This is a genomic window from Paraburkholderia sp. BR10141, assembly GCF_056155635.1.
On sequence record NZ_JBMIQH010000014.1, the window covers coordinates 84,277 to 108,014 of the forward strand.

Below are 23,738 nucleotides of genomic sequence, written 5' to 3' on the forward strand. Positions count from 1 at the left end.
TCCTCTTTCCAGCGAGTGCGGGTGGCGGGAGCCCGTTATTGTGGCACGGCGCGTAGAGCGTGCGGAACGCGGCGAGGGACTGATGGGCCGTGGAACGAGGAACATCGGGGGCGCCATCGGCGTATCGCTGTACCGTGTTAACATCGCACCTCCCGCGTGAGAGGCCGCTGCGACGTACGCACGCCTCGCGCCGTGCGGCGTCACGAAAGGCTACGCGCCCCGTTCGCACGCCTCCCAGCCGTACCACCCGTTTTTCCAATCCAGCAACGATGTCCGCAGGCCTCAATTCCGCCCAAAACGAAGCGGTGCGCTATCTCGACGGTCCCTGTCTCGTGCTCGCCGGCGCGGGCAGCGGCAAGACGCGTGTCATCACGCAGAAGATCGCGCACCTCATCGAAGCGAAAGGCTTCGAGCCGCGCCATATCGCCGCCGTCACCTTCACCAACAAGGCCGCCGCCGAAATGCGCGAGCGCGTGGGCAAGCTGCTCGAAGGCAAGACGCTCACCACGCCCGGCAAGGAAGGCCGCAAGGTGCCGACCAACCAGCTGACGGTCTGCACGTTCCACTCGCTCGGCGTGCAGATCCTGCGCCAGGAGGCGGAACACCTGGGCCTGAAGCCCCAGTTCTCGATCATGGATGCCGACGACTGCTTCGCCATGATCCAGGAGCAGGTGGGCTCGACGGACAAAGGCTTCATCCGCAAGATCCAGTCGATCGTCTCGCTCTGGAAGAACGGTCTCGTGATGCCCGAGCAGGCGCTGGCCACGGCCTCGAACGAGGACGAGCACCAGGCGGCCATCGTCTACCGCAACTACATGGCGACGTTGCACGCCTATCAGGCGGTGGATTTCGACGACCTGATCCGCCTGCCTGCCGAGCTGTTCGCGAAGAACGAGCAGGTGCGCGACCGCTGGCAGAACAAGCTGCGCTACCTGCTCGTCGACGAGTACCAGGACACCAACGCCTGCCAGTACGAACTGCTGAAACTGCTGGCGGGCCCGCGCGCGGCGTTTACGGCCGTGGGCGACGACGATCAGGCCATCTACGGCTGGCGCGGCGCCACGCTCGAAAATCTCGCGCAGCTCGGCAAGGACTTTCCGAAGCTGCACGTCATCAAGCTCGAGCAGAACTACCGCTCGACGGTGCGCATTCTCACGGCCGCGAACAACGTCATCGCGAACAATCCGAAGCTGTTCGAGAAGAAGCTGTGGTCCGAGCACGGCATGGGCGACACCATCACCGTTACGCCCTGCAACGACGAAGAGCACGAAGCCGAGTCGGTCGTGTTCCGGCTTTCGGCGCACAAGTTCGAGCGCCGTGCGCAGTTCCGCGACTACGCGATTCTGTATCGCGGCAACTTCCAGGCGCGCATCTTAGAACAGGTGCTGCGCCGCGAGCGCATTCCCTACGTGCTCTCGGGCGGCCAGTCGTTCTTCGACAAGGCCGAGATCAAGGACATCTGCGCCTACCTGCGTCTGATCGCCAACCACGACGACGATCCCGCGTTCATCCGCGCGATCACCACGCCGCGCCGCGGCGTGGGCAACACCACGCTCGAAGCGCTTGGTTCGTTCGCGGGGCAGGCGAAGGTGTCGCTGTTCGAGGCCGTCTACATGGGCGGTATCGAGGCGCGGCTTTCGGCGCGCCAGGTCGAGCCGATGCGCGTGTTCTGCGATTTCATGCAGCGCCTCGCCGAGCGCGCGCAGAAGGACCCGGCGACGGTCGTGCTCGACGACCTCATGGATGCGATTCACTACGAGGCGTATCTCTATGACGCCTTCGACGAGCGCCAGGCGCAGTCGAAGTGGCAGAACGTGCTCGAATTCCTCGAGTGGCTCAAGCGCAAGGGCACCAAGCCCGAGCAGGAGATCGGCGAAGACAGCGAAGCCACCGGATATGACAATGCCGACGGTCTCGCCGACACCGGCAAGAACCTCATGGGGCTGATTCAGACCGTCGCGCTGATGTCGATGCTCGAAGGCAAGGAAGAGGACCCGGACGCCGTGAGGCTTTCGACCGTGCATGCGTCGAAGGGACTGGAGTATCCGCACGTGTTCCTGGTGGGCGTGGAAGAGGGGATCATGCCGCACCGCGGCGGCTCGGAAGACGATGTGATCGACGAAGGACGCATCGAGGAAGAGCGGCGCCTCATGTACGTGGCGATCACGCGCGCGCAGCGCAGTCTGCATCTGAACTGGTGCAAGAAGCGCAAGCGGGCGCGCGAGACGGTGGTGTGCGAGGCGTCGCGCTTCATTCCGGAGATGGGCCTCGACGACGCGCCGCCGCCGACCGCCGAAGAAGCGCCGATGACGCCGAAGGACCGGCTGGCGAGTTTGAAGGCGTTGTTGCAGAAGGGGTGATGACCCTGGCATGCAGCGGGTGTTTGCTTTTTTGGGACGCGGGCGGCTGTAGAGTGAACGCCTCTGACCCGCTCGCTGCCGCAGATGGAAGATCCATTACTCCAGCATTACCGTCACGCGCTTGAAACGTATATCGACGCGAAGGACAACACGAAGCCCGCACGGATTTACGAAGCATTCGCGCAGGATGCGGAACTGACGTTCTCGCTGGCCACACCGAACATCGCGTTTCCGGCGCGCAGCGTCGGCGCCGAAGCGATCGCTAAGACGCTGGTCAGCGATTTTGGTGAGCGCTATTCGCGCTGCCGTACCTACTACCTTTGCGAGGCCACTGCGCTCGTTGCGCGCGAGCGCACGATCGAAGCGCTGCCCTGGCTCGTCGCGATGCGCGAGGACGCGGCGGGCGCGCTGCGCATCGGTCACGGCACGTATCGCTGGACATTCGATGCGAACGACATCGCGCCGCGCGTATCGGCATTCCACATTCACATTGCCCGGATGGACGTGATCGACGACCCGGACGGTGCGCGGCTCGAGCGCCTGCAACAGGGCTTGAGCTATCCGTGGCTCGCTCCCGCCGAACTGGCTGCGCGTTACGGCGCGCTCGCCGGGGACGCTTCGGGTGCGTTCGCTTTTGCCCGCGAATTCGCGCGTCCCGTGCGCTGACGCGCGACCGCTGTTTCATCGACGCATATAAAAATCCCCGCCCCGTATCGTTGCGGGCAGGGATCGTTTTGCGCTTTGGCGCGCGTGTGACGGCTTACTTCGCCGCGCTGACCATGTAATCGACGGCGGCCTTCACGTCGGCGTCGGAGGCAGTCGAGCCACCCTTGGGAGGCATCTGGCCCTTGCCGTGCAGCGCGTAGTTGTAGACGGTATCCATCGGGTCCTTCAGGCGCGGCGCCCAGTCGGCCTTGTTGCCGAATTTCGGTGCGCCCAGTACGCCCGCGGCGTGACACGCCTGGCAAACCTGCTGATAGAGTGCCTTGCCCGCCTGCGAGGCGTCGGCGCTTTGCGAGCCGCCACCTGCTGCGGGAGCGGACGAAGCCTGCGGGATGGCCGCGATCGCCGCTGCGGCGGCTTGCGCCTGGGCGGCGTTCGCATCGGCACCCGATGCGCCGGAGGCCGGTGCAGCGCCCGCCGCGCCCGAAGCCGCATTGGCTGCATTGGCAGCGCCTGGCGCGGGCTTGGGCGGATCCTGGAAGTTCGCGCCGGCGTGGTTCGCCATATAGGCGACGGCGAGGCCGATTTCGTAGTCGCTGTAGTCGTCGGGGCTCGTGCCGCCGCGCGGGGGCATCGCGCCCTTGCCGGAGAGCGCCGTTTTCCACAGCGTGTCGAAGCCCTGCGCGATGCGCGGCGCCCAGTCGCCCGAGTTGCCGAACTTCGGCGCGCCGGCGGCGCCCGAGGCGTGACACGCCGAGCAGACAGCCTGGAAGACCTGTTCGCCGGTCTTGTAGACGTGCGGCGCGTTGGCGTCGCGCACGTTGACCTGCGCGACCGGCGCGATGCGCGCGGCGACCTGCTGGGTAGAGAGCTCGTCGGTGCCCGCGCCGGTGCGCGTCGTGTTGTCGACGTAATAGACGAGCAAAATGATGATGACGATGGGGACGGCAAACCCGGCGATGACAGCGGCGATCAGCTGGCCGGGCGTTTTGATCGGGGCTCCGTGGGGTGCTTCGCTCATGCTTGTCTCGACTCCCGTTGGTTTTATGGTGAGCGGTACAGCAGGACGGCAATGGCCATGCGGCAGATCAAACACCGACGATTATAGACGGAAGGTTTTCCGGCTGGTGGCTGGGCGCAGAGGGAGTTCAGCGGGCGTTTACCCGGAGCGGGCGGGCGGTGGGACGTTGTTGCGTCTGAGTTGTGCTCGAATTGTGCCTGATGGGGATGCGACCCTTAATAATCCGCGCGGTGGACGGTTTAACCGAAACCGGTTATTCTCTCGGTCTCTCTTCGGCGCTGCCTTTCCCGTATTCTTCGGTCAATCGGCGGCGCCAGCAAGTCAACGCGCCCGTAGCTCAATGGATAGAGTACTGCCCTCCGAAGGCAGGGGTTGCTGGTTCGATCCCAGCCGGGCGCGCCAAAGTCTGTCGAAGATTTCAGCGATTTTCTACGCCGCGCGCATACGCCGTGCGGGAGTTCTCCAGCGAATTTTTCCGTCCGGCTTCGGGTCGGTAGCGACGTTGCGTAAAGCCCCCGGCAGTCCGCCGACTCTCACCGGCGGCGTGCTGCGACCGAGCCCGCCGATCAACTGCGCGCGGGCACCAGGCAATAGAACCGAGCCCAACGCCAAAGGTGCAGCGGATGGCGCTTGGCGACCGCAAACAGTCGCATTGAGCGCCATAGCAAGGGATGTCGAAATTACATAGTCGCCGGGTTTTCAACCATGGCGCAAGTGATCGGTGCTTGCCGCTGTCCTTGCGGACGACGTTCGAACGCAACGATGCTGTCGTAGCAGGCGATGTAATCGGTACTCTTCGTGAAGGTTGAAATTGGGATTTTGCCTCTCGAATGAACCGCATTCAGTTCGTCGATCTTGTTCTTGGCAAATTCGATAAAACTCCCAGGCCTCCCCACGCCGCCCTGATATTCAGGCCAGTAGCAGGTGTGAGTGTCCTCCACCATATAAACTCCGTTCTTGTGAAGCCGGTCATACATCAGCTCGAAGGAAGAGATCATGTGATTCATGACATGGCTTCCGTCATCGAGAACGATGTCGACTTCCGGATATTTGCGGAATATCTGATCGATCAGGGCAGGGTCGTCCTGGCTGCCGATGAAAATCTCGATACCCTCTGCTTCATGGGCCTTGCACTGAGGATTGATATCGACCCCTATGATTCTGGATCCGGCTCCGAAGAACTCCTTCCACATTGCCAGTGATCCACCGCCAAATACGCCGATTTCGATCATCACGGGCGCTTTATTTCTGAAGCGCGTGAAGTGACGCTCATAAATGTCAAAGTAATGAATCCACTTATGCAGTCGCTTGTCCGGGTTATTAAGAAAATACTTGTGCAGAAAGCCGTCCGTCATTTCCATGCCTTGGTCGGTGCAACGAATGGGAATATTTAAAGCTGAGGAGGTACGACCGCCCGAAACACGAACTGGAACGCCTTCGCGTCCTCGACCGCTGCGTTTGCATCGGCACCCGCTGCGCTCGCCATAGCACGAATGACGGGCAAAAAGGCCTCGCGTTGCGGCTCGTGGAAGATCCGCGCCTTGCCAGCATCGACGACAAACCCCGCGTCGCGAAACATCTCCAGCATCGTGACGCGCGTGAACCAGCGGATATGTGTGCGGTCGAACAAGCCGGAGTCCTGATACCGGAAATCGCCAAAGCTCAGACGAGCCTGCACGCTCCAGTGCTGCGCATTGGGAATGCACGCAACAACGCACCCGCCGCGATCCATCGTCCCGCGAATTTTCCTCAGTAGTGCCCAGGGATCGTGAAGGTGTTCGAGCACGTCCCCGAAGACCCAGCAATCGGCATTGAGGTCCGAACGAATTTGCTCGACAGTTACCCGCTCGACGTCTACATCGATTACGCGGTCGCAGTGTTCGCGTGCCATCTCGGCATAAGCCGGGACAATCTCGATCCCGGTATAGTGCACACCCGGATTTGTTTTTTTGTATTCGCGCGCCAGCGCTCCGGAACTGCAGCCGACTTCCAGCACGCGGCGTGCGCCTTGCGGCATGAGGTTAAGTAAGTCCGGATTGTGATGCTGATGGACAGGAGTTTGATCCAATATAGGCTCCGGTGGATATCGCTGTGAGAGGCAGTGAATGCGTTTCGACGAGGGCGGTATCTCGACAATTACGACTACCGCCCGCCGCGCGCCTCACTCTCCATATTTGTCCAAATAAGACGCGTACCCTTCCCGCCAGGTGGGTGTCCCAAAGGCTCCGCCACTCTCGTGAACCACGCTCAGTGGCCAGGTTCCCATGCGGAGCCCCTTTAGTTCAGCCTGGCGGCAGAAGTCCATATCGTAAAAGTGGAACTTGAACTGCTCGTCGAAGCGCAGGCCGCTCTTTACCAGCGTATCGCTATCCGCGATCAGCAACAGGCCGTCGAGGAGCTTGCATTCCTGTCCGGAAGGCCCGAACGTCGACGCGATGTTGCACGGAAAACCCGTGCCGTGACCCACGGTTCCGCTCAGATATTTGCGCTCGTCCCACTGCAGATCGGGCGTGGCGAAGGCCCATGCAGGCTGGCGCGGCACGCGGCGCAGGTTGCCGGCGAGCCCCACCACCTCGAAACGGGCGAGGGATTCGCGGATGCGCTCGGTCCAGAAGAAGTCGTTGAGCCAGACGTCGTCGTGAATGAAGACGAGGATGGCCGGGCGCTGCTTAGCCTCTTCGATCGCCGTGTTGTAGATGCTGGATAGTCCGCGCGTGTTGTTGTCGAACAGTTGGAGTTCGACGTTTGGCAGGTGCGCATAGAGCTTTAGCGAGCGGCCAAGCGCCGTTTCATTCGAGAACTGCTCACGGGTGCGACGGGTGCCGCAGACGATGCGGATGGGTTTCATCGCTGCGGGGATGTCGGTCACCGCGTCGATCGACGTGATCGATCCAGCTGTCGGCGCAATGTCCGGTTGCTGCTGCTCGCGCGCCGGTTCCACAACTGGCTCCGCCGATGCATCTTGCGGCTGCGCCAGGACCTCGAAATGCTCGGGTGCAAGCCCGTCGCACCAGCGCCGCCACATGGTGCGCAGTGCACGCGATACGGCGTTGGCGATCGTGCTCGCGCTGATGATGGGCGACTGCATGCAGTGCTGGCGCAACTCGCGGCGTACCGTTGCGAGCGCGTCGAGATCGTCAGCCAGCGCGACGCACTTGCTCACAAAGTCGTCCTTGTCGCGCGCGACGAACGCCTCGTTGAGCCCGAGGTGCGAGAGCCATCCCGTGCTGCCACGACTCGCCATCGAAACGCCGGGCAGCGTCACAGTGGGAACGCCCATCCACAGGGCGTGCATGGTCGTGGTCGAGCCGGCGAAGGGGAACGCGTCGAGACAGACATCGACCTGCTGGTGCTGTTGCAGGTAGACCTCGGTATTCTTGCGCTGCATAAAGCTGATGCGGCTCACGTCGATGCCTTCGCTTGCGAACAGCTTGGCCAGTTTGTTCATTTGTTCGACCGACGTGATCGCGCCAATGAGCATGCGCGAAGTCGGTATCTCGCGCAGCACGCGCGCCCAGAGCGCCACGACTTCCGGCCCGATCTTGACCAGACGGCTGAAGCTGCCGAACGTCACGAAGCCATTTTTCAAGGCGGGCAACTCGTTCACGTCCGGCGCTTGTTTGTACGGCTTGAATGGCGCGAGAGCAGGCAGAAACACGAGCTTTTCCGTGAAGCAGCTGGCGAACTGTTCGAGCGGCGTGACGAACCGGTCCGACATGTAATAGTCGATGGACGTCAGGCCGGTCGTGGCCGGATTGCCGATCCAGCTCACCTGAATGGGCGCGGGCTTATGCGCGAAGGCCACGAGGCGGTTGCGACCTGTATGGCCGGACAGATCGATCAGGATGTCGATACCGTCTTCGCGAATCTTTTCCGCGACCGCGGCGTCGGTCATGCCGAAGACTTCATGCCACTCTTGCGCGTGCTCCCGGATCGTATTCGTGAACGCGTCGGTGATCACGTAATTCGAATAGACGTGCAGTGACAGGCTTGTATCGCGGGCCAGATGCTCTACGATCGACTGGAAAAAATAGGCGACCGGGTGATTGATCAGGTCGCCCGAAACGAAGCCGATTCGCAGTCGCCGCGCCGGGTCACGAACATTGGTGTGCTCCGAACGCTGCGCACGCAGGGGGGCTTCCTGGCGCTTCCCGAATTCGCTGAATTCGGCGAATGCGCTTTTTGCATCGAGATCGGTCTTGTGCATCAGGCAGAACAGCAGGTTGCTGTGCGTTGCAGCCTGCATCGGCGCGAGTTCGAGTGCCTTGCGGAAGGCGCTTTCCGCTTCATCGTACTGGCCATCTTCGTTCAGCGCGTTAGCCAGCGCGTCGAGTTCGATAGCGTCACGAGGTGCCAGTTCCACGGCGTGGCGCATCTGGGCGATGCCCTCGCCTGTTCGGCCCGTTGCCTGCAGGGCGGCGCCCAGTGTGCGATGCAGCTGTGGACTCTCGGGATGCTTTTCGAGCGCTTTGCGGCAGTGCGATACGGCTCGCTGGGACTGCCGCGTGATATGCAGCGCGTCGGCCAGCATGATCTGAGCGGGGAGACTATTGGGCAGCAGGCTGGTGGCACGCTCGGCCGACGTCACGGATTCCGCATACTGGCCTGCGCGCTGCAGGGCGTGCGTGAGCATAATCCAGCATTCGCCATGCGAGGGGTTTTGTTTCGTCAAGCGACGGGCAAGCGTCAGCGCAGCCTCGGTCTCTTTGCTGTTGAAGAGATCTGCAAACTTGCGCAACTCCGTCGCGCTTGCGCGGCGTGGATCGATTTTCGCTGCGGGCGTGTCCGCCGTCTGCTGTTTCGGCATAGCTTCGATCGCTTCGGCCGTGTGCGAAGGTTCACGCGCGGGCGCCGACGCGGCGTCAAGCTGGGGCAGGCGAGCCTTCAACGCATCGATGGCGTCCGCAGGAACGCCGCATTTCTGCGCCACGTCGAGCGCCATCCGCGCGGCTTCGAACTGGTTGCTGGCGGTCAGGGCGTTGAAGTAGTAGACCCACAGTTGCGCGAAGTTCGGCGTGTGGCCGAGCACTGCTTCGAAGTGCGGCACGGCCTCGGCTGGCCGGTCCGTTTGCATGTACAGCACGCCCATGTGGTAGTTGGCGTCGACATGATCGCTATCCGCTTCCAGCACAATGGCGTAGAGCGCTTCAGCTTCGTCGTATTCCTGCTTGCGATGGTGCTCGATCCCGGCTTCCATGACGAGCTGAATGTCGCTCCCCATTTGCGATTGGGGGACGAGCGCGGTGAGGTCGGTCGGAGTATGGAAAGCGGTCATGACGAAGGCGTGCTTGCGCCGCAGGTAGCAGAAGTAGGGCAATTATCCAGGGCGCCCCGTCGGAACGAATTGCCGAGTTGACGTCAAAACGCCCGCCAATTCGGTTGGCGCGAGCAACGGGCGGAAATGAAGCTGGGTAGTCGGCCGTGGCGGCCCGAGCCGTGTGTAATGAGGGCGCGTAAAAGAAAAGCCCGCACGAGGCGGGCCGAGGTACGCAAATGCGCCCCGAAAGGCGCAATGGTTGGTTGTTATTTCTGGACGCTGTGCGAGGTCCGGACTTCAGAACTGCGCAACGCGCTGATACAGATTCACGTTCCGCGTTGCCTGCATGGCGCAACGATACTCGGCGCTAAGCGTGCTTTGTGCCGACTCCGCCGCCGCGGCGACAAGTGTATCGACCGCGTGAACCTGCTTGAGCACCTCGAGCGCGGCGCCCGTTTGCTTCGCGGAGAGCGACATGAGAAGGGGTGAGCGCTCGTTCGCAAGCTCGGCCGCCTTTTCCCATTCGCCGACGGCTGCCGCCTGCTCGATGTCTTTCGTGATCTGCCAGATGCGATCGATGGGCGCCCCGAATTCCATGTCGTCTCTCCTGCTGGATGCGCTCAGCTCTTGTTGGTGGCCAGCGCGCCTGCGCTGTTGGTGCCGCCGAAGAGCTGCGTGAGGTATTGCTGGTTGTTGTTCATCGTCGCCATCAGCGTGTTGAGCGCGGTGAATTGCGCAGTGTACATGCTGGTGAGCTGCGACTGGTATTCCGCGAGATTGGACTGCTGCGTCGAAAGGTTCGTCAGGTCAGTCTGGATCGCGTTCGTACGCGTCGTGATGACGCCCGTGCTCGACTGATAGCTCGTGATGTTGTTATTCAACTGGGCGGCGACGCCGTTGGTCGAATTGAACAGCGCCGCCACGGTCGACTGATTGTTTTGCAGTGCCGTATTCAGCGTGTCGCTGTCGACCGAGAGCGAGCCGTCCGAATTCAGGGTGACGCCAATCGATGCCAGGCTGGTCGTCGTATTGCCGCTCTTCACGCCCGTCGCCACGATCGTTGCGAGCTGGTTCTGGATCATGTTCAGCGTCGAGTCGCCAAGCAGCACGCCCTGCGACGTCGAGGTCGAACTGAATGACGTGAGCGTCGACATCGTCGTCACGAGCGTGTTGTACAGCGTGACGAAATTGTTGATCGCGCTGGATTCCGCGCTCGTGTTCTGCGCAACCGTAAGCGTTTGTGCGCCGCTGCCCGTGCTCGACGTGTCGACCGCCGCTGCGGTGAGGGTCAGCGTCACGCCAGACAGCGCGGTCTTTACGGTGTTCGTCGTGCTGGTCGCGCCCGTGCCGTCGATCGTGAAATAGGCGTCCTGTGCGGCCGTGGACTGTGTCCAGTTGGTCGTGTTGGAGATCGTCGACTGGTTAGCGGTGAGGTTGGCGGAAGTCGCGCTCGAGCTCGTGATCGCCGTACCTGCCGTGGTCGTCACGGCGAGGTTCTTCAGTGCGTCGCTGGAATTCGAATCGCTGATCGCGATGCTGATGCCGTTCTGCGAACCGGTCGACGTCGAATGCAGCACAAGGTGCGCGCCGTCGGCGCCGTTGACGACCGTTGCCGTCACGCCCGGATTGTTGGTGGCCGAGTTGATCGCCGATGCAATACCCGCAACGGTGCTGTTGGTGCTGTCGAGCGAGATCGTGGTGCTGGCGCCGTTAACCGTCAGCGTCATCGTGGACGAGCCCGACGCGAGCGCCGTTGTTGCACCGTAGCCGGTCGAGGTGAGCACCTGGGCTTGTGCCACCTGCTTGACATCGAGCGAGTATGACCCTGCTGCCGCGCCGCTGCCTGCTGTGGCGGTGATGCCGGTGCCGCTGAGCGTCGTGCTGAATGCGCTGAGGGTCGTGCCATCCGAGAGCGGCGAGAGGCCTGCCTGAAGTGCGGAAAGCGCGGCGGAAAGCGCGCCGTACGCGGAGATTTCGGTGTTGTCCTGCGTCTGCTCGGCGCTGATCGTGGCGGCCTGGCCGGCGATCTTGGAGTTGACGAGCGCCGTAACGAGCGAATTCACGTCCATCGACGAGTTGCCGGTCGAGCCGCTGACGATCGACTGGGCTGCTTGCTGCAGAGCGGCGTTGCTCGCTGCGGTCGTGGCGGCGACGCTACTTGCGATCGTGCTGGCTGTCGAGCTGGTTACGGTGGACATGAAGGGGCTCCGTGCGTCGGCGTTGCAGTGTGAATCGGTTCAGGTCTGGAAAATGCCAATCGGGAGGTGATCCTCCCGATTGGCTTGCGTTGCGCTCACGGGTATGGCGGCCGGGCGCGCAACGCTTGGGCTACAGAAGCTCGTATTACTGGAGGAGCTTCAGGATCTGCTGCGGCTGCGAGTTCGCTTGTGCCAGCACCGAGATACCAGCTTGCTGCAGCACTTGCGCCTTGCTCAGGTTCGCCGTTTCTTCCGCGAAGTTGGCGTCCTGGATCGACGACTGGGCGGTCGACAGGTCGGTCGACTGAGCTTGCTGCGTCGTGCCAATTGCCGTGAAGCGGTTTTGCGCTGCGCCGAGCGTTGCTTGCAGGTTGTTCAGCGTGTTCAGCGCGTTGTCGATCGACTCCATGGCCATGCTTGCGCCGCTTGCCGTGCTGATGTTGACGTTAGCAACGTCCGTCGGTGCGTTGTACGCGCCGATCTGCGTTTCCATGGCGACACCAGCGGCGGCGGCCGCTGCGGAACCCGCCGAGCCGGCTGCTGCAGCCATAGCCGCCGACATGCCGCCGTCGGTGAGCGTGACCGCCGTACCCGAGCCCTGGAAGCCGCCGCCGGTGCTGCTGGCTTCGTTGGAGGCCGTGAACAGAGCGCCGACCGCCGTCTGGCTCAGTGCCTGGTTGTTCTGGTCCGTGAACGTGAAGCCGCCGCTGCCGTCGGAGACCACATTGACGGAGGTGATCGTTGCTGCCGAGGCTGCGACCGTGGCGCCAGCCGAGCTCAGGCTCAGGCCGCTGAACGTGCCGAGCGTTTGGCCAGCTTGCGGCACGCCGCTGCCGATCGAAGCCGCCGACATGTTTTGCGTCAGGCTCAGGCTGATCGTCTGGCCGACGTTCGCGCCAACCTGGAACGACACGTTACCGAGCGAACCGTTCAGCACGTTCATGCCGTTGTACGTCGTTTGCGACGCGATACGGTTGATTTCCGAAACTTGCTGGTTCACTTCCTTTTGCAGTGCTGCGCGGTCGTCGGAGGTCATCGAGCCGTTGGCCGCTTGCGTGGCCAGCTGGCGGATACGTTGCAGGCTGCTCGTCAGCGACGACAGACCGCTCGATGCCGTTTGAACCAGCGAAACGCCGTCGTTCGAGTTCGACACACCCTGATTCAGACCGTTGATCTGGGTCTGCATGATGTTCGAGATCGCGAGGCCTGCTGCATCGTCAGCTGCGCTGTTGATGCGCTTACCCGACGACAGGCGCGTGATCGCTTGCGACAGCGCGCTGCCCGAGCCCGTCAGGTTCTGTTGCGCGACGAGCGAGTTGATGTTGCTGTTAATTCCGAGCATGGAAATTCTCCTAAGCGGGCTGAAAGCCCGTTACAAGCCACTATGGCCGCGGCGGGTGCAATCTTTCATTGCTGGCCGCCTCAGTGAAGGTTGTCGGCGTGGGTAAAAAAAACTTGAGGGGAAGCACCGACAATCGAGACCTCATTTGCGCGGTGCATAAAAAATCCGGTTGCGCCGCGCTTCGTGCTTCCCGCTTCCTTCACGCATTTCTGCGTCTTGCAGTTTGCAAGCGTGTTTACGGCAGGTATCGCGTGTGGTTTAGTGCAGGGCGCCGGTGCACTTCCGCGGCTGCGCGCCCTTGCCCGCTGCAGCGCGCCGCGAGGCGGCGTATCCTCAGCGATTCCCGTCCGCCCTTTCTTCTGGAGGCCCCATGGAACTACGCAGGATCGGCACTTCCTCGTTGCAGGTCGCCCCGCTCATGTTCGGCGGCAACGTCTTCGGGTGGACCGCAGACGAAGCCACCTCGTTCTCGATCCTCGACGCCTTCACCGACGCCGGCCTCAACTTCATCGACACCGCCGATGTGTATTCCGCGTGGGTGCCCGGCAACCAGGGCGGCGAATCGGAGACGATCATCGGCAAGTGGATCGCGAAAAGCGGCAAACGCGACAAGGTGGTGATCGCAACGAAGGTCGCAAAAGATGCACGCCGCCCGGGGCTTTCCGCCGCCAACATCGCGGCTGCCGTGGAGGATTCGCTGCGTCGTCTGCAGACCGATTACATCGATGTGTACTTCTCGCACGAGGACGACCAGAAAGTCCCGCTCGAGGAAACACTCGGTGCGTACCAACGGCTGATCGAGGCCGGCAAGGTGCGGGTGATCGGCGCGTCGAACTACACGGGCGCGCGCGTCGAGGAGGCGCTCGCGGTTGCGACGAAATCCGGTCTGCCCGCGTACCAGATCATCCAGCCCGAATACAACCTGTACGACCGCGCTCATTACGAGGCCGATCTCGAACCGGTGGCCATGGCGCAGAAGCTCGCGGTCGTGCCCTATTACAGCCTCGCGAGCGGCTTTCTCTCGGGCAAGTACCGTTCGCGCGAGGATCTCGCGAAGAGCACGCGCGGCTCGCGCGTCGAAAAGTACCTCGACCACCGCGGCATCCGGATCCTCGCGGCGCTCGACTATGTGGCTGAGCGTCACGGCAGCACGCTCGCGGCAGTTGCGCTGGCGTGGCTGATCGCGCGCCCGAGCATTACCGCGCCGATCGCGAGCGCGACCTCGCTGGATCAGCTGGAGAGCCTTGCAGCAGCGGTACGGCTGAAGCTCGATCCGGCCGACATCCAGGCGCTCAACGACGCGAGCGCCTGACGGCAAAGGCATTAATCCAGGTGTCCTAATCGACAGGGCGGGCGCGGCGGCCGCGGCAAGCCGCGCAAGTCCCTGAGTAGACTCAAGAAACCCTGGTCAGGCGGATCTTTTCCTGATATCATTGGGAGTGAATTGAGATCTTTGCCTGTTTTGTTGCCGTGTTCGTTACTGTTGGCGGCCGCAAACCGGCGGTCAGGTGTGTTGCAGCAAGGTCGACCTGATCGCGTTCCGCTGTGAACCCCCTACTTCTCTTTTCCGGCCTCCGTGGCCGCCTTGCCTCTCGTTCGGCCCCAGCGTGGCGAACGACCGGAGGGCCGGCGCGTGAGCGGCTTTGACGCTCGCGCCTTTGAACCGTATTAAGCGATTTGAGTTAGGAAATACATGACGACGATTCTTCTGAAGGAAAACGAGCCGTTCGAAGTGGCGATTCGCCGCTTCCGCCGTGCAATCGAAAAGAACGGCCTGATCGCCGAGCTGCGTGAGCGTCAAGCTTACGAAAAGCCGACGGCAGTTCGCAAGCGCAAGAAGGCAGCTGCTGTTAAGCGCCTGCACAAGCGCCTGCGCAGCCAGATGCTGCCGAAGAAGCTCCACTAAGCTTTTTCGCTTTTCGGTGTTCCGCCAGACGGCGGCGCATGCTTCGCAAGAAGCTGCGCCGCCGTTTGCGTTTGTGCCTATTTGCGCTTAGAAACTCCGCGCCGATGCGCAGCGCGTGTTGCGCGTGCCGGCCGATTTCAGGCAGCGTTCTTCAGCTGCGCGGGCGACAAGCCGAACTGCGCGGCAATCGAACAAAGGCGTTCGCGCCATTCCCACACGCCAAACACGTCGTGCACGTTCTGCAGGCAACTCAGCAGAGTGATCGTGGCGGGGTCGTATATGTTGATATGGGCGCGCAGCAGCGCCTTCTTCAGCGCGGCGACGCCCACATCCATATAGAGCGGCACGTCGTTCGTCTCACGGCCGAGGTAGCGCACGGGTATGCCTTCCATGGCGCTCATATAGTCGCGTGGCCGGATGAAGCTGCCGACCGGGCAACCGCCATAGCTGTGCGCGCTGCCGGAGCCGCCGCCACAGCCACCGCCCCGGTAGGCGCCGCCTCCGCGTGGGAGAAGTGCCGCGCGCCCCTGGCCAAAGAGATGGGCCACCGCGCGGTCGAAGATTTCCTGATGACTCAGGAAGTGGACGTTTTTCATTTCAACCCCCTGTTGCCCAGCTGCCGGGCACAGGTTAATTCCCTTCTAATGCGGCGCCGCCGGCCTTCCAGCCGACATCACTCACCGTTCCCCTGACGCGTCTGCATTCACTTCCCGTTATAACGGCACGCCAGCGGAAAACCGTGGGGTGGCGCACCGTAGCGATCAAAAATTGGGTTGGCCAGTGCCGGGCGCAGTCGCGCCGGCGTGCCACAAAGCCATGCGGGACGAAGGTTTCCAAGGCGCGTCCTGCCTCGCTCGGGAGTTACCCGAGTCGCGCAAGTGTCACTGCGCTCAGGAGCGGCGCTTCTTTTTGCCAAGCGCCGCGCAGGCCTTGCGGCACATGCAGTCGCGCTCATGGTCGTTGACCATGCCGACAGCCTGCATGAACGCGTAGCAGATCGTCGTACCAACGAATTTGCAGCCGTATTTTTTGAGCGCCTTGCTAAGGGCGTCCGAGACTTCGGTAGACGCTGGTGCGTCGCGATACGAGGCAAGGTCGTTCTGGATGGGCGTGTCGTTCACGAACGACCAGACAAACTTCGCGAGCGAGCCGTGCTCCGTCTGGATTTGCTGCACGGCGCGGGCGTTGGCGATGGCGGCCTCGATCTTGGCCCGGTTGCGCACGATCGAGGCGTCCTGCATGAGCGTTTCGACGTGTTTGGGCGTAAAGCGCGCAACCTTCTCGATGTCGAAGTCGGCGAAGGCGCGGCGATAGCCTTCGCGCTTGTTGAGTATCGTGGACCACGAGAGCCCTGCCTGCGCGCCTTCGAGCACGATCATTTCGAACAGATGCTGGTCGTCCCGCGACGGCACGCCCCACTCCTCGTCGTGGTATTGCACATACTGCGGCGACGCGCCGGCCGATACCCAGTTGCAGCGGTGTGTCACGGTAAGTTCTCCTTGCGAGACATCGTTCGAGCCACGCAAGCATAGCGGATCGGTGCAGCGCCGCCACCCTGGCCGGATGGCCGATTGTGCGAACCCGGGGAAGCCGTTAGTCTCTGCGGCACGACAAGAATTTTGGCTTTCGAACCGGACTCACAGGCGCGCGAGGCGCGGCGGACATCATGCGGAAATACACCTGGTTGATTGGCGTGGACGGCGGCGGCACGGGCACGCGCATCGCGCTTGGCGACGCGAACGGCGTTGAACTCGCGCGCGCGGCTGCGGGGCCGTCGGGGCTCGGGCTCGGTATCGCGCGGGCCTGGCAATCGATCGAGGAGGGCTGCCGCGCGGCGTTTGCGCACGCGGGGCTTGCGTTCGACTGGTCACAATGCGTGCTTGGCTGCGGGCTCGCGGGCGTGAACAACCCCGACTGGCTGGCGCCGTTTCTCGCTGCCGCTCCTCCCGTGGCCGGACTGGCGGTGGAAAGCGACGCCTACACGACACTGCTGGGCGCGCACGGCGGCGCGCCGGGCGTGGTGGTCGCCCTCGGCACGGGCAGCATCGCAGCGGTGCTCGGTGAGGACGGTCAGTGCCGCATTGCGGGCGGTTTCGGCTTTCCCTCGGGCGACGAAGCGAGTGGCGCGTGGTTCGGCCTGCGCGCGATCGTCTGGGCGCAGCAGGCGCTCGATGCACGCGTGCCCATGGACGACTTCGCACGGGCCCTCCTCGCACACGCGCGGGCCACCGATCGCGACAGTCTCATCGTATGGCAGTGCGCGGCCAACCAGACAGCTTACGCCAGCCTCGCACCGGTCGTCCTCGCGCATCGCGAACATCCGTTCGTCGCTAAGCTGCTCGCCGAAGCCGGCGTGGAAATCGCGAAACTCATCACCGCGCTCGATCCTTCGGGCGAGCTTCCGGCGGCGCTCTCGGGCGGCCTTGGGCAACCGCTGCGCGAGTGGGTGCCGCAAGCGGTGCGCGATCGCCTGCGCGCGCCGCTCGCCGATTCCACGTCCGGCGCGCTTCGCCTCGCGCAGATGGAGGCCCAGCGGCTGGCGCGCGCTGCTGCGGACAACTGAGCGGCAAGTGAGAAAGGGCGCGAACGAGGTCAAGGGCATAGCCGTGCCGCAGATGCTACGATTCAACGTTTCCCGCTAGCTGTCTGATCACCATGTACAAGGTCATTGCAACCGATCTCGACGGAACGCTGCTCAATAGCGACCATCAGGTCGATCCGTTCACGGTTGCCACGCTGGGCGCACTCGATGCGCAGGGGCTGCCGTTCGTAATCGCGACCGGCCGCCACTATTGCGACGTGGCCGGTATTCGCGACGTGCTCGGCATCCGGCCATATCTCATCACCGCGAACGGCGCGCGCGTGCACGCACCCGACGACACGCTGATCCACGCGAGCAATCTGAGCGCGCCCATGGTCGAGCGTCTGGTCGCCGCCGACACCGTGGGCGAGCACGGCCGCGTGATCGTGAGCATCTATACCGACGACGCCTGGCTCATCGACCGCGACGCGCCCGAACTGCTCGCGTATCACCAGGATTCGGGCTTCGAGTACCGCGTGGCGGATCTGCGCGATTACGCGGGCGCAGGCATCGCCAAGGCGCTCTATATCGGCGATCCGGCAGATCTCGCGCACGTCGCGCAGAATCTCGCGCGCGAGTTCGGCGACGCGCTCTACGTCACCTATTCCCTGCCCGATTGTCTCGAAGTGATGGTGGCCGGCGTTTCGAAGGGCCGCGCGCTGCGCGTCGTACTCGACCGGCTCGGCGTGGACGCCGCGGGTTGCGTCGCGTTCGGCGACAACATGAACGATATCGACCTGCTCGAAACGGCGGGTCATCCGTTCATGATGAACAACGCCAATCCCGATCTCATCAAGCGGCTGCCTCGGGTGCCGCGCATCGGCAACAACTTCGAAGCCGGTGTCGCGCATCATCTTCGCAAGCTGTTCGCGCTCAACGACGAACTCGCGTCGTAATTCACGCGGGCGCGGTCGCTAGCGCCGCCACCACCTCGATTCCATTCGAACGGTAACCGCGGGACGATTACTGCGCGGCGGGCAGTTGCGCGCACGGGCAGTCGTCCGCGCGACCGTCGAGGCCCTCGCGCTCGTGCGAGAAACGCGCGCGCGCGGCGCCGCCGCTCCAGTCGATACGCACCACGTAAATGCTGTCGAAGTCCGCGCTCTCCCAGCGCGGTACGTCGTTCGCGCTGCCGCCGTGCGCGGTGACGACGCGGCGTACGAGCGTCTCGATTTCCCGATGCTCCCATGCAACGAGCACGGTGCGGCCGCGCCACTGCGGATCGACGAGTGCGCTTTGCAGCGCGTCGATCTTCGAATAGCCATACGGCGTCTGGACCGGCATGCCGAACTGGATCGCGGTCGGCTCGATCGTCGCGAGCGGGCGCACGTAGTTGTAGGCATGGCCGTTGTCTTCCTTTTGCTCGCCGGGGTCGGGCGCGTAGATCGCATCGGGCTTGCCGTACTTGGCCGCGATCACGGCCGGCAGCGCAAGCGCTCGGTTCAGCCCCTTGCAGTTAAGCTGGCCGAATCCCTCTGGCGGCTTTTCACCGTGCCTCACGAAGATGAGCGTTTCGACGTTGCGCGCGGCTGGCGCGCTGCTCGCATTCGTCTGCGCTGTCTCGCCGGCGTTAGCGGCTCCGTTGGCGTGTGGCAGCGGCGCGCAGGCGCATAGCAGTGCGCTCAGCGCGGCGGCGAGCGTCGAGGCGATCCGGCCTGGCCGGGGGCGTGAGCGCTTCATGCTGGGCGTGATGCTCCAGGTCGCAAGACAATGGGAAGGTCGCCCGATTCTAGCAGCGCAGCCGTCACGGGCCCGGCCAGCAGCGCACCCGGAGCGCCCCGCGCTCAGCAAGACAAACGGGCGCCGAAGCGCCCGTTTGCAACTGCACGGAGAACGCGTCGCAATGCGGCGCGGCTCGGGCCGCGCGGACGTGTCAGCGCGCGTCAGAGGCCGTCAAGCCGTCTCGCGCGCGCCGACCGCCGCCACCGCTTCGCGCCGCCCCGCCACCGCCGGGTACACGATGCCTGCGATCACTGCGCCGACGATCGGCGCGACCCAGAACAGCCACAGCTGCGAGATCGCCTCGCCGCCCACGAACAGCGCGGGGCCGGTCGAGCGTGCCGGATTCACCGAGGTATTGGTGACGGGAATCGAGATCAGATGAATCAGCGTGAGGCACAGGCCGATGGCGATCGGCGCGAAGCCTGCGGGTGCGCGCTTGTCGGTTGCGCCGAGAATGACGAACAGGAAGAACGCGGTCATGACCGCTTCGCACACGAACGCGGCGCCCATGGCGTAGTGTCCCGGCGACTGCTCGCCGTAACCGTTGGTCGCGAAGCCGCTCGCGACGAGGTCGAAGCCGGGCTTGCCCGTCGCGATGAGCGCAAGCACGAAAGCGCCGATCACCGCGCCCACCACCTGCGCGGCGATATAGGGCACGAGGTCGCGCGCCGGGAAGCGGCCCGCCACGGTCAGGCCCACGCTCACGGCGGGATTCAGATGGCAGCCGGAAATGTGGCCGATGGCGTAGGCCATGGTGAGCACGGTCAGGCCAAAGGCGAGCGACACGCCCACGAACCCGATCCCGAGTCCGTGAACCGGCCCGGCGAAGTTGGCCGCGAGCACCGCGCTGCCGCAGCCGCCCAGAACGAGCCAGAAAGTGCCGATCAGTTCGGCGATGAGCCGCCTGGATAAGTGCATTGCGTGACACCTCGAAAAGTCGATTTTTGAAGGGGCCGCGTAAAGCACCGGCACCGGGAAATGCCAGATTCTAGGCAGTCGCCCTTTTCGATGCTGTCAAGGATTGTCAATTTCGACGTAATTGATCGAATTATTACGATCGATGTGTACGCAATTGCGCTGGAGCCGGTCGATCGTTAAATTGAAGAATAGCGTAAAAAGGCAGTATTAATAGCGATTGCTAATTCCGTTATTTACGTCTAATCTCCGATCGAGCCGGTTTCAAGAGCAGGTTTCAAGAGCAATGAAGGGGGAATAGAAATGTCGCAATATACAGAGATCAAGGCGCAGATCGCAAAACTCCAGGCTCAGGCCGAAGAGGCGCGGCGCACGGAGATCGCGGACGTCATCGCCACGATCCGGGAAAAGATCGCCGAATACGGCCTTTCCGCCCAGGACCTGGGCTTTGCCGAGGCCGCGCGCCGCGGGCGTCCGCCGAAAAAGGCGCCGCTGCCCGCGCGCTATCAGGACCCCAAGTCCGGCGCGACCTGGAGCGGCCGCGGCAAGCCGCCCAAGTGGATCGCGGGCAAGAACCGCGAACGCTACCTGATCGCCTGACGCTGGGGAACAGCCCGGCCGTCATACCGGCGTAGCCGAAAATGCAAAAAGAGCCGCATGTTTCATGCGGCTCTTTTTTGTGAGTCTTCTGTAATCAACGCGTAATGGCGCTATTCAGCGACTCGCAAACGATTCACGTCGCGCATTCGTCTGGATTTATCGCGAAATCTGGAATGCTTCGCACTCAACCGGCGGCGACGCGACGCAGTACCGGACGCTGTGCGGCTTCGATCAGCGCGGTATAAGTGTCGACATAATTGCCGGCCATGATGTGCGACGTAAAGCGGTGTTCGAACTGGTTGCGAATCGCCACGCGCGAAAGCGAATCGATACTCTGGAGCGCGGCCACGGCGCCTTGCACGTCCTCGACGACATAGCCCGTCACGCCCGGGTCGATCACTTCCGGCACCGAACCGCGATTGAAGGCGATCACCGGCGTGCCGCAGGCCATCGCCTCGATCATCACGAGGCCGAACGGCTCGGACCAGTCGATCGGGAACAGCAGAGCTTTCGCACCCGAAAGGAACGCGGGCTTCTGCTCTTCGTTGATCTCGCCGACGAACTCCACGTGGGCCTGCGAAAGCAGCGGCTCGATCTCGGTCTTGAAGTAGTCCTGGTCGACCTTGTCGACCTTGGCGGCGATCTTCAGCGGCAGGCCGGAGAGCGCGGCGATCTTGATCGCCGTGTCCACACGCTTTTCCGGGCAGATCCGGCCGAGGAACGCCAGGTACTCGGGCTTGCGGTCAGCTTGCGGCGTGAGCAGGTTCTTTGGCAGTCCGTGATAGATCGTGTTCTGCCACGCGGCCTGCGGCAACGGCTGGCGCTGCGAGTCCGAAATCGAGATGACCGGTGCGTTCGGGAACTGCTCGAATACCGGTTGCAGCTCCGGCAGGTCGAGGCGGCCGTGGAGCGTCGTCACGAACGGCGTGTCCATGGTCGTGAAAAGCGGGAACGGCAGATAGTCGAGGTGGAAGTGCAGCACGTCGAATTCGTGCGCGACGCGGCGCACGCGCTCGAGCAGCACCATGTGCGGCGCCAGCGCGTCGCGGATCGTGGGGTCCAGACGCAGTGCGCGCGGCCAGGCGGCTTCGAGGTTTGCCGAGGTGACCGAATCGCCGCTGGCGAACAGCGTCACGTCGTGGCCGAGGTCGACCAGCGCTTCGGTCAGGTAGGACACGACGCGCTCGGTGCCGCCATAAAGCTTGGGCGGAACGGCTTCATAAAGTGGCGCAATTTGTGCGATTCGCATTGTTCGATCTCCTGGCAAAAAAGCCGCGTGTGCAACGAACTCTGTGATGCGGCACTGCGGCGGTACAACGGTATCGGGTTATCCCTGAGACCGATTATGGCCATTTCGCGGCCCGACACACGCGGTTTTGCAAACGCTTAAAGTTGTTACAGCGGGATACAGCAGGTGTAAGAGGCCATTGCAAAGCGTGACGCGGCTTGGGCGCGCATTGCGCAAGCCGCGTGCCCGCTGCGCCGAAACAAGGGTCAAAAGGCAGGGCGCGAGTGGCGCGCGCGCAGCGAATACCACCCACGCGTGACGCATCCATGAAAAAGCCTATAATCAACCGATAAATCCGCGGCCTATGCGCACGACATGACGCGCCCCGCCTCCCGCCGCTGCTCCCGCCTCTTTGTCAGAAAAATTCCTACACGTTTGCGAAACTTTTTCTCGCAACGCGTCGCGGCATCCGTCCGATTTCCATTTGTTCCCGCCCCAGCCACAATGGACCCACGACCATAAACAGGCCGTTCGGATGCACTTGGGCTGTATCTGGGCGAGCAAACGTTTTCCGCGGGCGGTCTGACCAGCCGCCGCGATTTGATTCGGGGGAATCCATGAGCGCGACGACGCACAGCGACATGCTCAATGAGATCAAGGAAGTGAACCTGTCGTATCTGTTGCTCGCGCAACGTCTTTTGCGCGAGGACAAGCCGACGGGCATGTTCCGTATGGGCATCTCCGAGCAGTCTGCCGAGGTGCTCGCTAATCTCACTTTCGCGCAGACCGTACGCCTTGCCGCATCGAACCAGCTGCTTTGCCGCTTCCGGTTCGACGACCACGCCATCCTGAGCGCGCTTGCCGACAAGGGCAAAACCGCGCTGACGCACTCGGCGATCATCATGGCGGGCCAGGACGTCGAACAGATCGGCTGAACCGCTTCGCCCAGCGCCGCAGCGCGCTGCGGCGCATTGCACCCTTGCTGCCCGCGAACGGCGGCAGGGGCCAGGCGCATTCCATTGCGGCTTCCAACGGGTGTCTATGGCGACAAAGAGTGTGGTGCAGGAGGTAAAAGAGATCGCGCTCGCAATCGAGCTGATCGAACTGGGCGCGCGTTTGCAACTGCTCGAAGCGGAGACCTCGCTCTCGCGCGACCGGCTCATCCGGCTTTACAAGGAAGTGAAGGGCGAGTCGCCGCCCAAGGGCATGCTGCCGTTTTCGACCGACTGGTTCATGACCTGGCAGCCCAACGTCCATTCCTCGCTGTTCTACAACACGTTCATGTTCATGAGCCGCCACGCGCGCTGCGAGCCGATCCACGCGATCGTGAAGAGCTACCGGCTCTATCTCGAGCACCTGCGGCTGCATGACGAAACGCCCGCGCTGAGCCTCACGCGCGCCTGGACGCTCGTGCGCTATTTCACCTCGGGCCTCCTGCAGATGACGCCATGCAGCCGTTGCGGCGGCCGCTACGTCGCTCACGCGCACGACCCGCAGCGTGGCTTCGTCTGCGGGCTGTGCCAGCCGCCCTCGCGGGCGGGGCGCACACGGCGCAACGCGCTTGCGTCGCAGATCGCCGCTTGAGGCAGATCAACGCCGCTTGACCCTGATCGATGCGGTTTGCCGCACTCCATGCAGGCCGGGACTCCGGATAAACCCGGCCCGTCCCGGCGCAGAGGCCCCTGCGGCTTCGCCGGAAGGCGCGTGCCGCAAGCGCGCCGCGTCGTCGCACGCAGTCATAGACACGAATTGCAATCCCTTCCCGCGCGGCTTTGCGAACCGGCCCCAGATTCATCCGGCATGTCGACGTCGAGCAGACGGCAGACGCCCGGCCGGCTTACGATCCGCGCCCATTCAAACCCAAAGTTTTTCGCGCCGTTGCCGTAAACCCAGCTAAGGGCGCGGGCCGACGGCGGTTCGCGGCGCATTTCTAGTGAGGACCCGG

Annotated in this window: 21 protein-coding genes and 1 tRNA gene; 10 read left to right on the forward strand and 12 right to left on the reverse strand. The window is 63.2% G+C overall.

Going from position 1 to position 23,738, the window contains the following annotated elements; translation table 11 throughout:
* The first annotated feature begins 269 nt into the window (after positions 1 to 269).
* Positions 270 to 2,360: a UvrD-helicase domain-containing protein gene (locus tag ACOJB8_RS20335; RefSeq protein WP_475013920.1), complete on the forward strand. Its 2,091-nt coding sequence runs from the start codon at positions 270 to 272 to the stop codon at positions 2,358 to 2,360.
* An 84-nt stretch (positions 2,361 to 2,444) separates the two neighbouring features.
* Entirely contained in the window at positions 2,445 to 3,026 is a 582-nt protein-coding gene (locus tag ACOJB8_RS20340; RefSeq protein ID WP_475013923.1) for a hypothetical protein, read from the forward strand.
* A 94-nt stretch (positions 3,027 to 3,120) separates the two neighbouring features.
* Here ACOJB8_RS20340 and ACOJB8_RS20345 read toward each other — a convergent pair whose 3' ends face one another.
* The gene (locus ACOJB8_RS20345) at positions 3,121 to 4,044 is read right to left on the reverse strand and encodes a c-type cytochrome (protein ID WP_342949179.1); all 924 of its coding nucleotides are present in this window, start codon (positions 4,042 to 4,044) and stop codon (positions 3,121 to 3,123) included.
* Positions 4,045 to 4,370: 326 nt separating this feature from the next.
* On the opposite strand from ACOJB8_RS20345, the gene ACOJB8_RS20350 reads away from it, so the two are divergent.
* Positions 4,371 to 4,446 (forward strand) — tRNA-Arg (locus ACOJB8_RS20350).
* A 278-nt stretch (positions 4,447 to 4,724) separates the two neighbouring features.
* Here the strand turns inward: ACOJB8_RS20350 and ACOJB8_RS20355 are convergent.
* The 6 genes from ACOJB8_RS20355 to ACOJB8_RS20380 form a co-directional block, all read right to left on the reverse strand.
* Positions 4,725 to 5,405: a CmcI family methyltransferase gene (locus tag ACOJB8_RS20355; RefSeq protein ID WP_368603710.1), complete on the reverse strand. Its 681-nt coding sequence runs from the start codon at positions 5,403 to 5,405 to the stop codon at positions 4,725 to 4,727.
* A gap of 29 nt (positions 5,406 to 5,434) precedes the next feature.
* A complete protein-coding gene (locus tag ACOJB8_RS20360; RefSeq protein WP_368603709.1) occupies positions 5,435 to 6,112 on the reverse strand; it encodes a class I SAM-dependent methyltransferase in 678 nt (225 codons plus the stop codon).
* A 93-nt stretch (positions 6,113 to 6,205) separates the two neighbouring features.
* The gene (locus ACOJB8_RS20365; RefSeq protein WP_368682628.1) at positions 6,206 to 9,319 is read right to left on the reverse strand and encodes an O-linked N-acetylglucosamine transferase family protein; all 3,114 of its coding nucleotides are present in this window, start codon (positions 9,317 to 9,319) and stop codon (positions 6,206 to 6,208) included.
* 279 nt (positions 9,320 to 9,598) lie between these two features.
* The gene (gene fliT / locus ACOJB8_RS20370; RefSeq protein WP_342949194.1) at positions 9,599 to 9,898 is read right to left on the reverse strand and encodes a flagellar protein FliT; all 300 of its coding nucleotides are present in this window, start codon (positions 9,896 to 9,898) and stop codon (positions 9,599 to 9,601) included.
* A 23-nt stretch (positions 9,899 to 9,921) separates the two neighbouring features.
* Positions 9,922 to 11,499, reverse strand: coding sequence for a flagellar filament capping protein FliD (gene fliD / locus ACOJB8_RS20375; RefSeq protein ID WP_342949195.1), 1,578 nt, complete (start codon positions 11,497 to 11,499; stop codon positions 9,922 to 9,924).
* A gap of 145 nt (positions 11,500 to 11,644) precedes the next feature.
* The gene (locus tag ACOJB8_RS20380; RefSeq protein ID WP_342949196.1) at positions 11,645 to 12,841 is read right to left on the reverse strand and encodes a flagellin; all 1,197 of its coding nucleotides are present in this window, start codon (positions 12,839 to 12,841) and stop codon (positions 11,645 to 11,647) included.
* 370 nt (positions 12,842 to 13,211) lie between these two features.
* On the opposite strand from ACOJB8_RS20380, the gene ACOJB8_RS20385 reads away from it, so the two are divergent.
* Both ACOJB8_RS20385 and rpsU read left to right on the forward strand, forming a co-directional pair.
* Positions 13,212 to 14,153, forward strand: a complete 942-nt coding sequence (locus ACOJB8_RS20385) for an aldo/keto reductase (protein WP_342949197.1) — start codon at positions 13,212 to 13,214, stop codon at positions 14,151 to 14,153.
* 381 nt (positions 14,154 to 14,534) lie between these two features.
* The gene (gene rpsU, locus ACOJB8_RS20390) at positions 14,535 to 14,747 is read left to right on the forward strand and encodes a 30S ribosomal protein S21 (protein ID WP_004198205.1); all 213 of its coding nucleotides are present in this window, start codon (positions 14,535 to 14,537) and stop codon (positions 14,745 to 14,747) included.
* Positions 14,748 to 14,884: 137 nt separating this feature from the next.
* On the opposite strand, the gene ACOJB8_RS20395 is transcribed toward rpsU, so the two are convergent.
* The gene (locus ACOJB8_RS20395; protein ID WP_342949198.1) at positions 14,885 to 15,343 is read right to left on the reverse strand and encodes a hypothetical protein; all 459 of its coding nucleotides are present in this window, start codon (positions 15,341 to 15,343) and stop codon (positions 14,885 to 14,887) included.
* Positions 15,344 to 15,637: 294 nt separating this feature from the next.
* On the reverse strand, positions 15,638 to 16,234 hold the full coding sequence (locus ACOJB8_RS20400) for a DNA-3-methyladenine glycosylase I (protein WP_342949199.1): 597 nt from the start codon (positions 16,232 to 16,234) through the stop codon (positions 15,638 to 15,640).
* Between the two features lie 179 nt (positions 16,235 to 16,413).
* On the opposite strand from ACOJB8_RS20400, the gene ACOJB8_RS20405 reads away from it, so the two are divergent.
* Positions 16,414 to 17,310 (forward strand): glucosamine kinase nucleotide-binding domain-containing protein, encoded by an 897-nt coding sequence (locus ACOJB8_RS20405; RefSeq protein WP_069264390.1) that lies wholly within the window; start codon positions 16,414 to 16,416, stop codon positions 17,308 to 17,310.
* A 92-nt stretch (positions 17,311 to 17,402) separates the two neighbouring features.
* Complete coding sequence (locus tag ACOJB8_RS20410) at positions 17,403 to 18,224, forward strand: Cof-type HAD-IIB family hydrolase (protein ID WP_069264389.1); 822 nt, start codon at positions 17,403 to 17,405, stop codon at positions 18,222 to 18,224.
* 67 nt (positions 18,225 to 18,291) lie between these two features.
* Here the strand turns inward: ACOJB8_RS20410 and ACOJB8_RS20415 are convergent, their stop codons facing one another.
* Together ACOJB8_RS20415 and aqpZ are read right to left on the reverse strand one after the other, a co-directional pair.
* Positions 18,292 to 19,008: a histidine phosphatase family protein gene (locus ACOJB8_RS20415; RefSeq protein ID WP_342949200.1), complete on the reverse strand. Its 717-nt coding sequence runs from the start codon at positions 19,006 to 19,008 to the stop codon at positions 18,292 to 18,294.
* A gap of 213 nt (positions 19,009 to 19,221) precedes the next feature.
* Positions 19,222 to 19,968 (reverse strand): aquaporin Z, encoded by a 747-nt coding sequence (gene aqpZ, locus ACOJB8_RS20420; RefSeq protein WP_342949201.1) that lies wholly within the window; start codon positions 19,966 to 19,968, stop codon positions 19,222 to 19,224.
* Positions 19,969 to 20,268: 300 nt separating this feature from the next.
* Between aqpZ and ACOJB8_RS20425 the strand changes: the two genes are divergently transcribed.
* Positions 20,269 to 20,565, forward strand: coding sequence for an H-NS histone family protein (locus ACOJB8_RS20425; protein ID WP_028203342.1), 297 nt, complete (start codon positions 20,269 to 20,271; stop codon positions 20,563 to 20,565).
* 184 nt (positions 20,566 to 20,749) lie between these two features.
* Here ACOJB8_RS20425 and ACOJB8_RS20430 read toward each other — a convergent pair whose 3' ends face one another.
* Positions 20,750 to 21,814 carry a glycosyltransferase family 4 protein gene (locus tag ACOJB8_RS20430; RefSeq protein ID WP_069264383.1) on the reverse strand — a complete coding sequence of 355 codons (1,065 nt, stop codon included), beginning with the start codon at positions 21,812 to 21,814 and terminating at the stop codon, positions 20,750 to 20,752.
* 596 nt (positions 21,815 to 22,410) lie between these two features.
* Between ACOJB8_RS20430 and flhD the strand changes: the two genes are divergently transcribed.
* Together flhD and flhC are read left to right on the forward strand one after the other, a co-directional pair.
* On the forward strand, positions 22,411 to 22,728 hold the full coding sequence (flhD, locus tag ACOJB8_RS20435; RefSeq protein WP_069264381.1) for a flagellar transcriptional regulator FlhD: 318 nt from the start codon (positions 22,411 to 22,413) through the stop codon (positions 22,726 to 22,728).
* Between the two features lie 106 nt (positions 22,729 to 22,834).
* On the forward strand, positions 22,835 to 23,377 hold the full coding sequence (gene flhC / locus ACOJB8_RS20440; protein ID WP_069264379.1) for a flagellar transcriptional regulator FlhC: 543 nt from the start codon (positions 22,835 to 22,837) through the stop codon (positions 23,375 to 23,377).
* Positions 23,378 to 23,738: the final 361 nt, after the last annotated feature.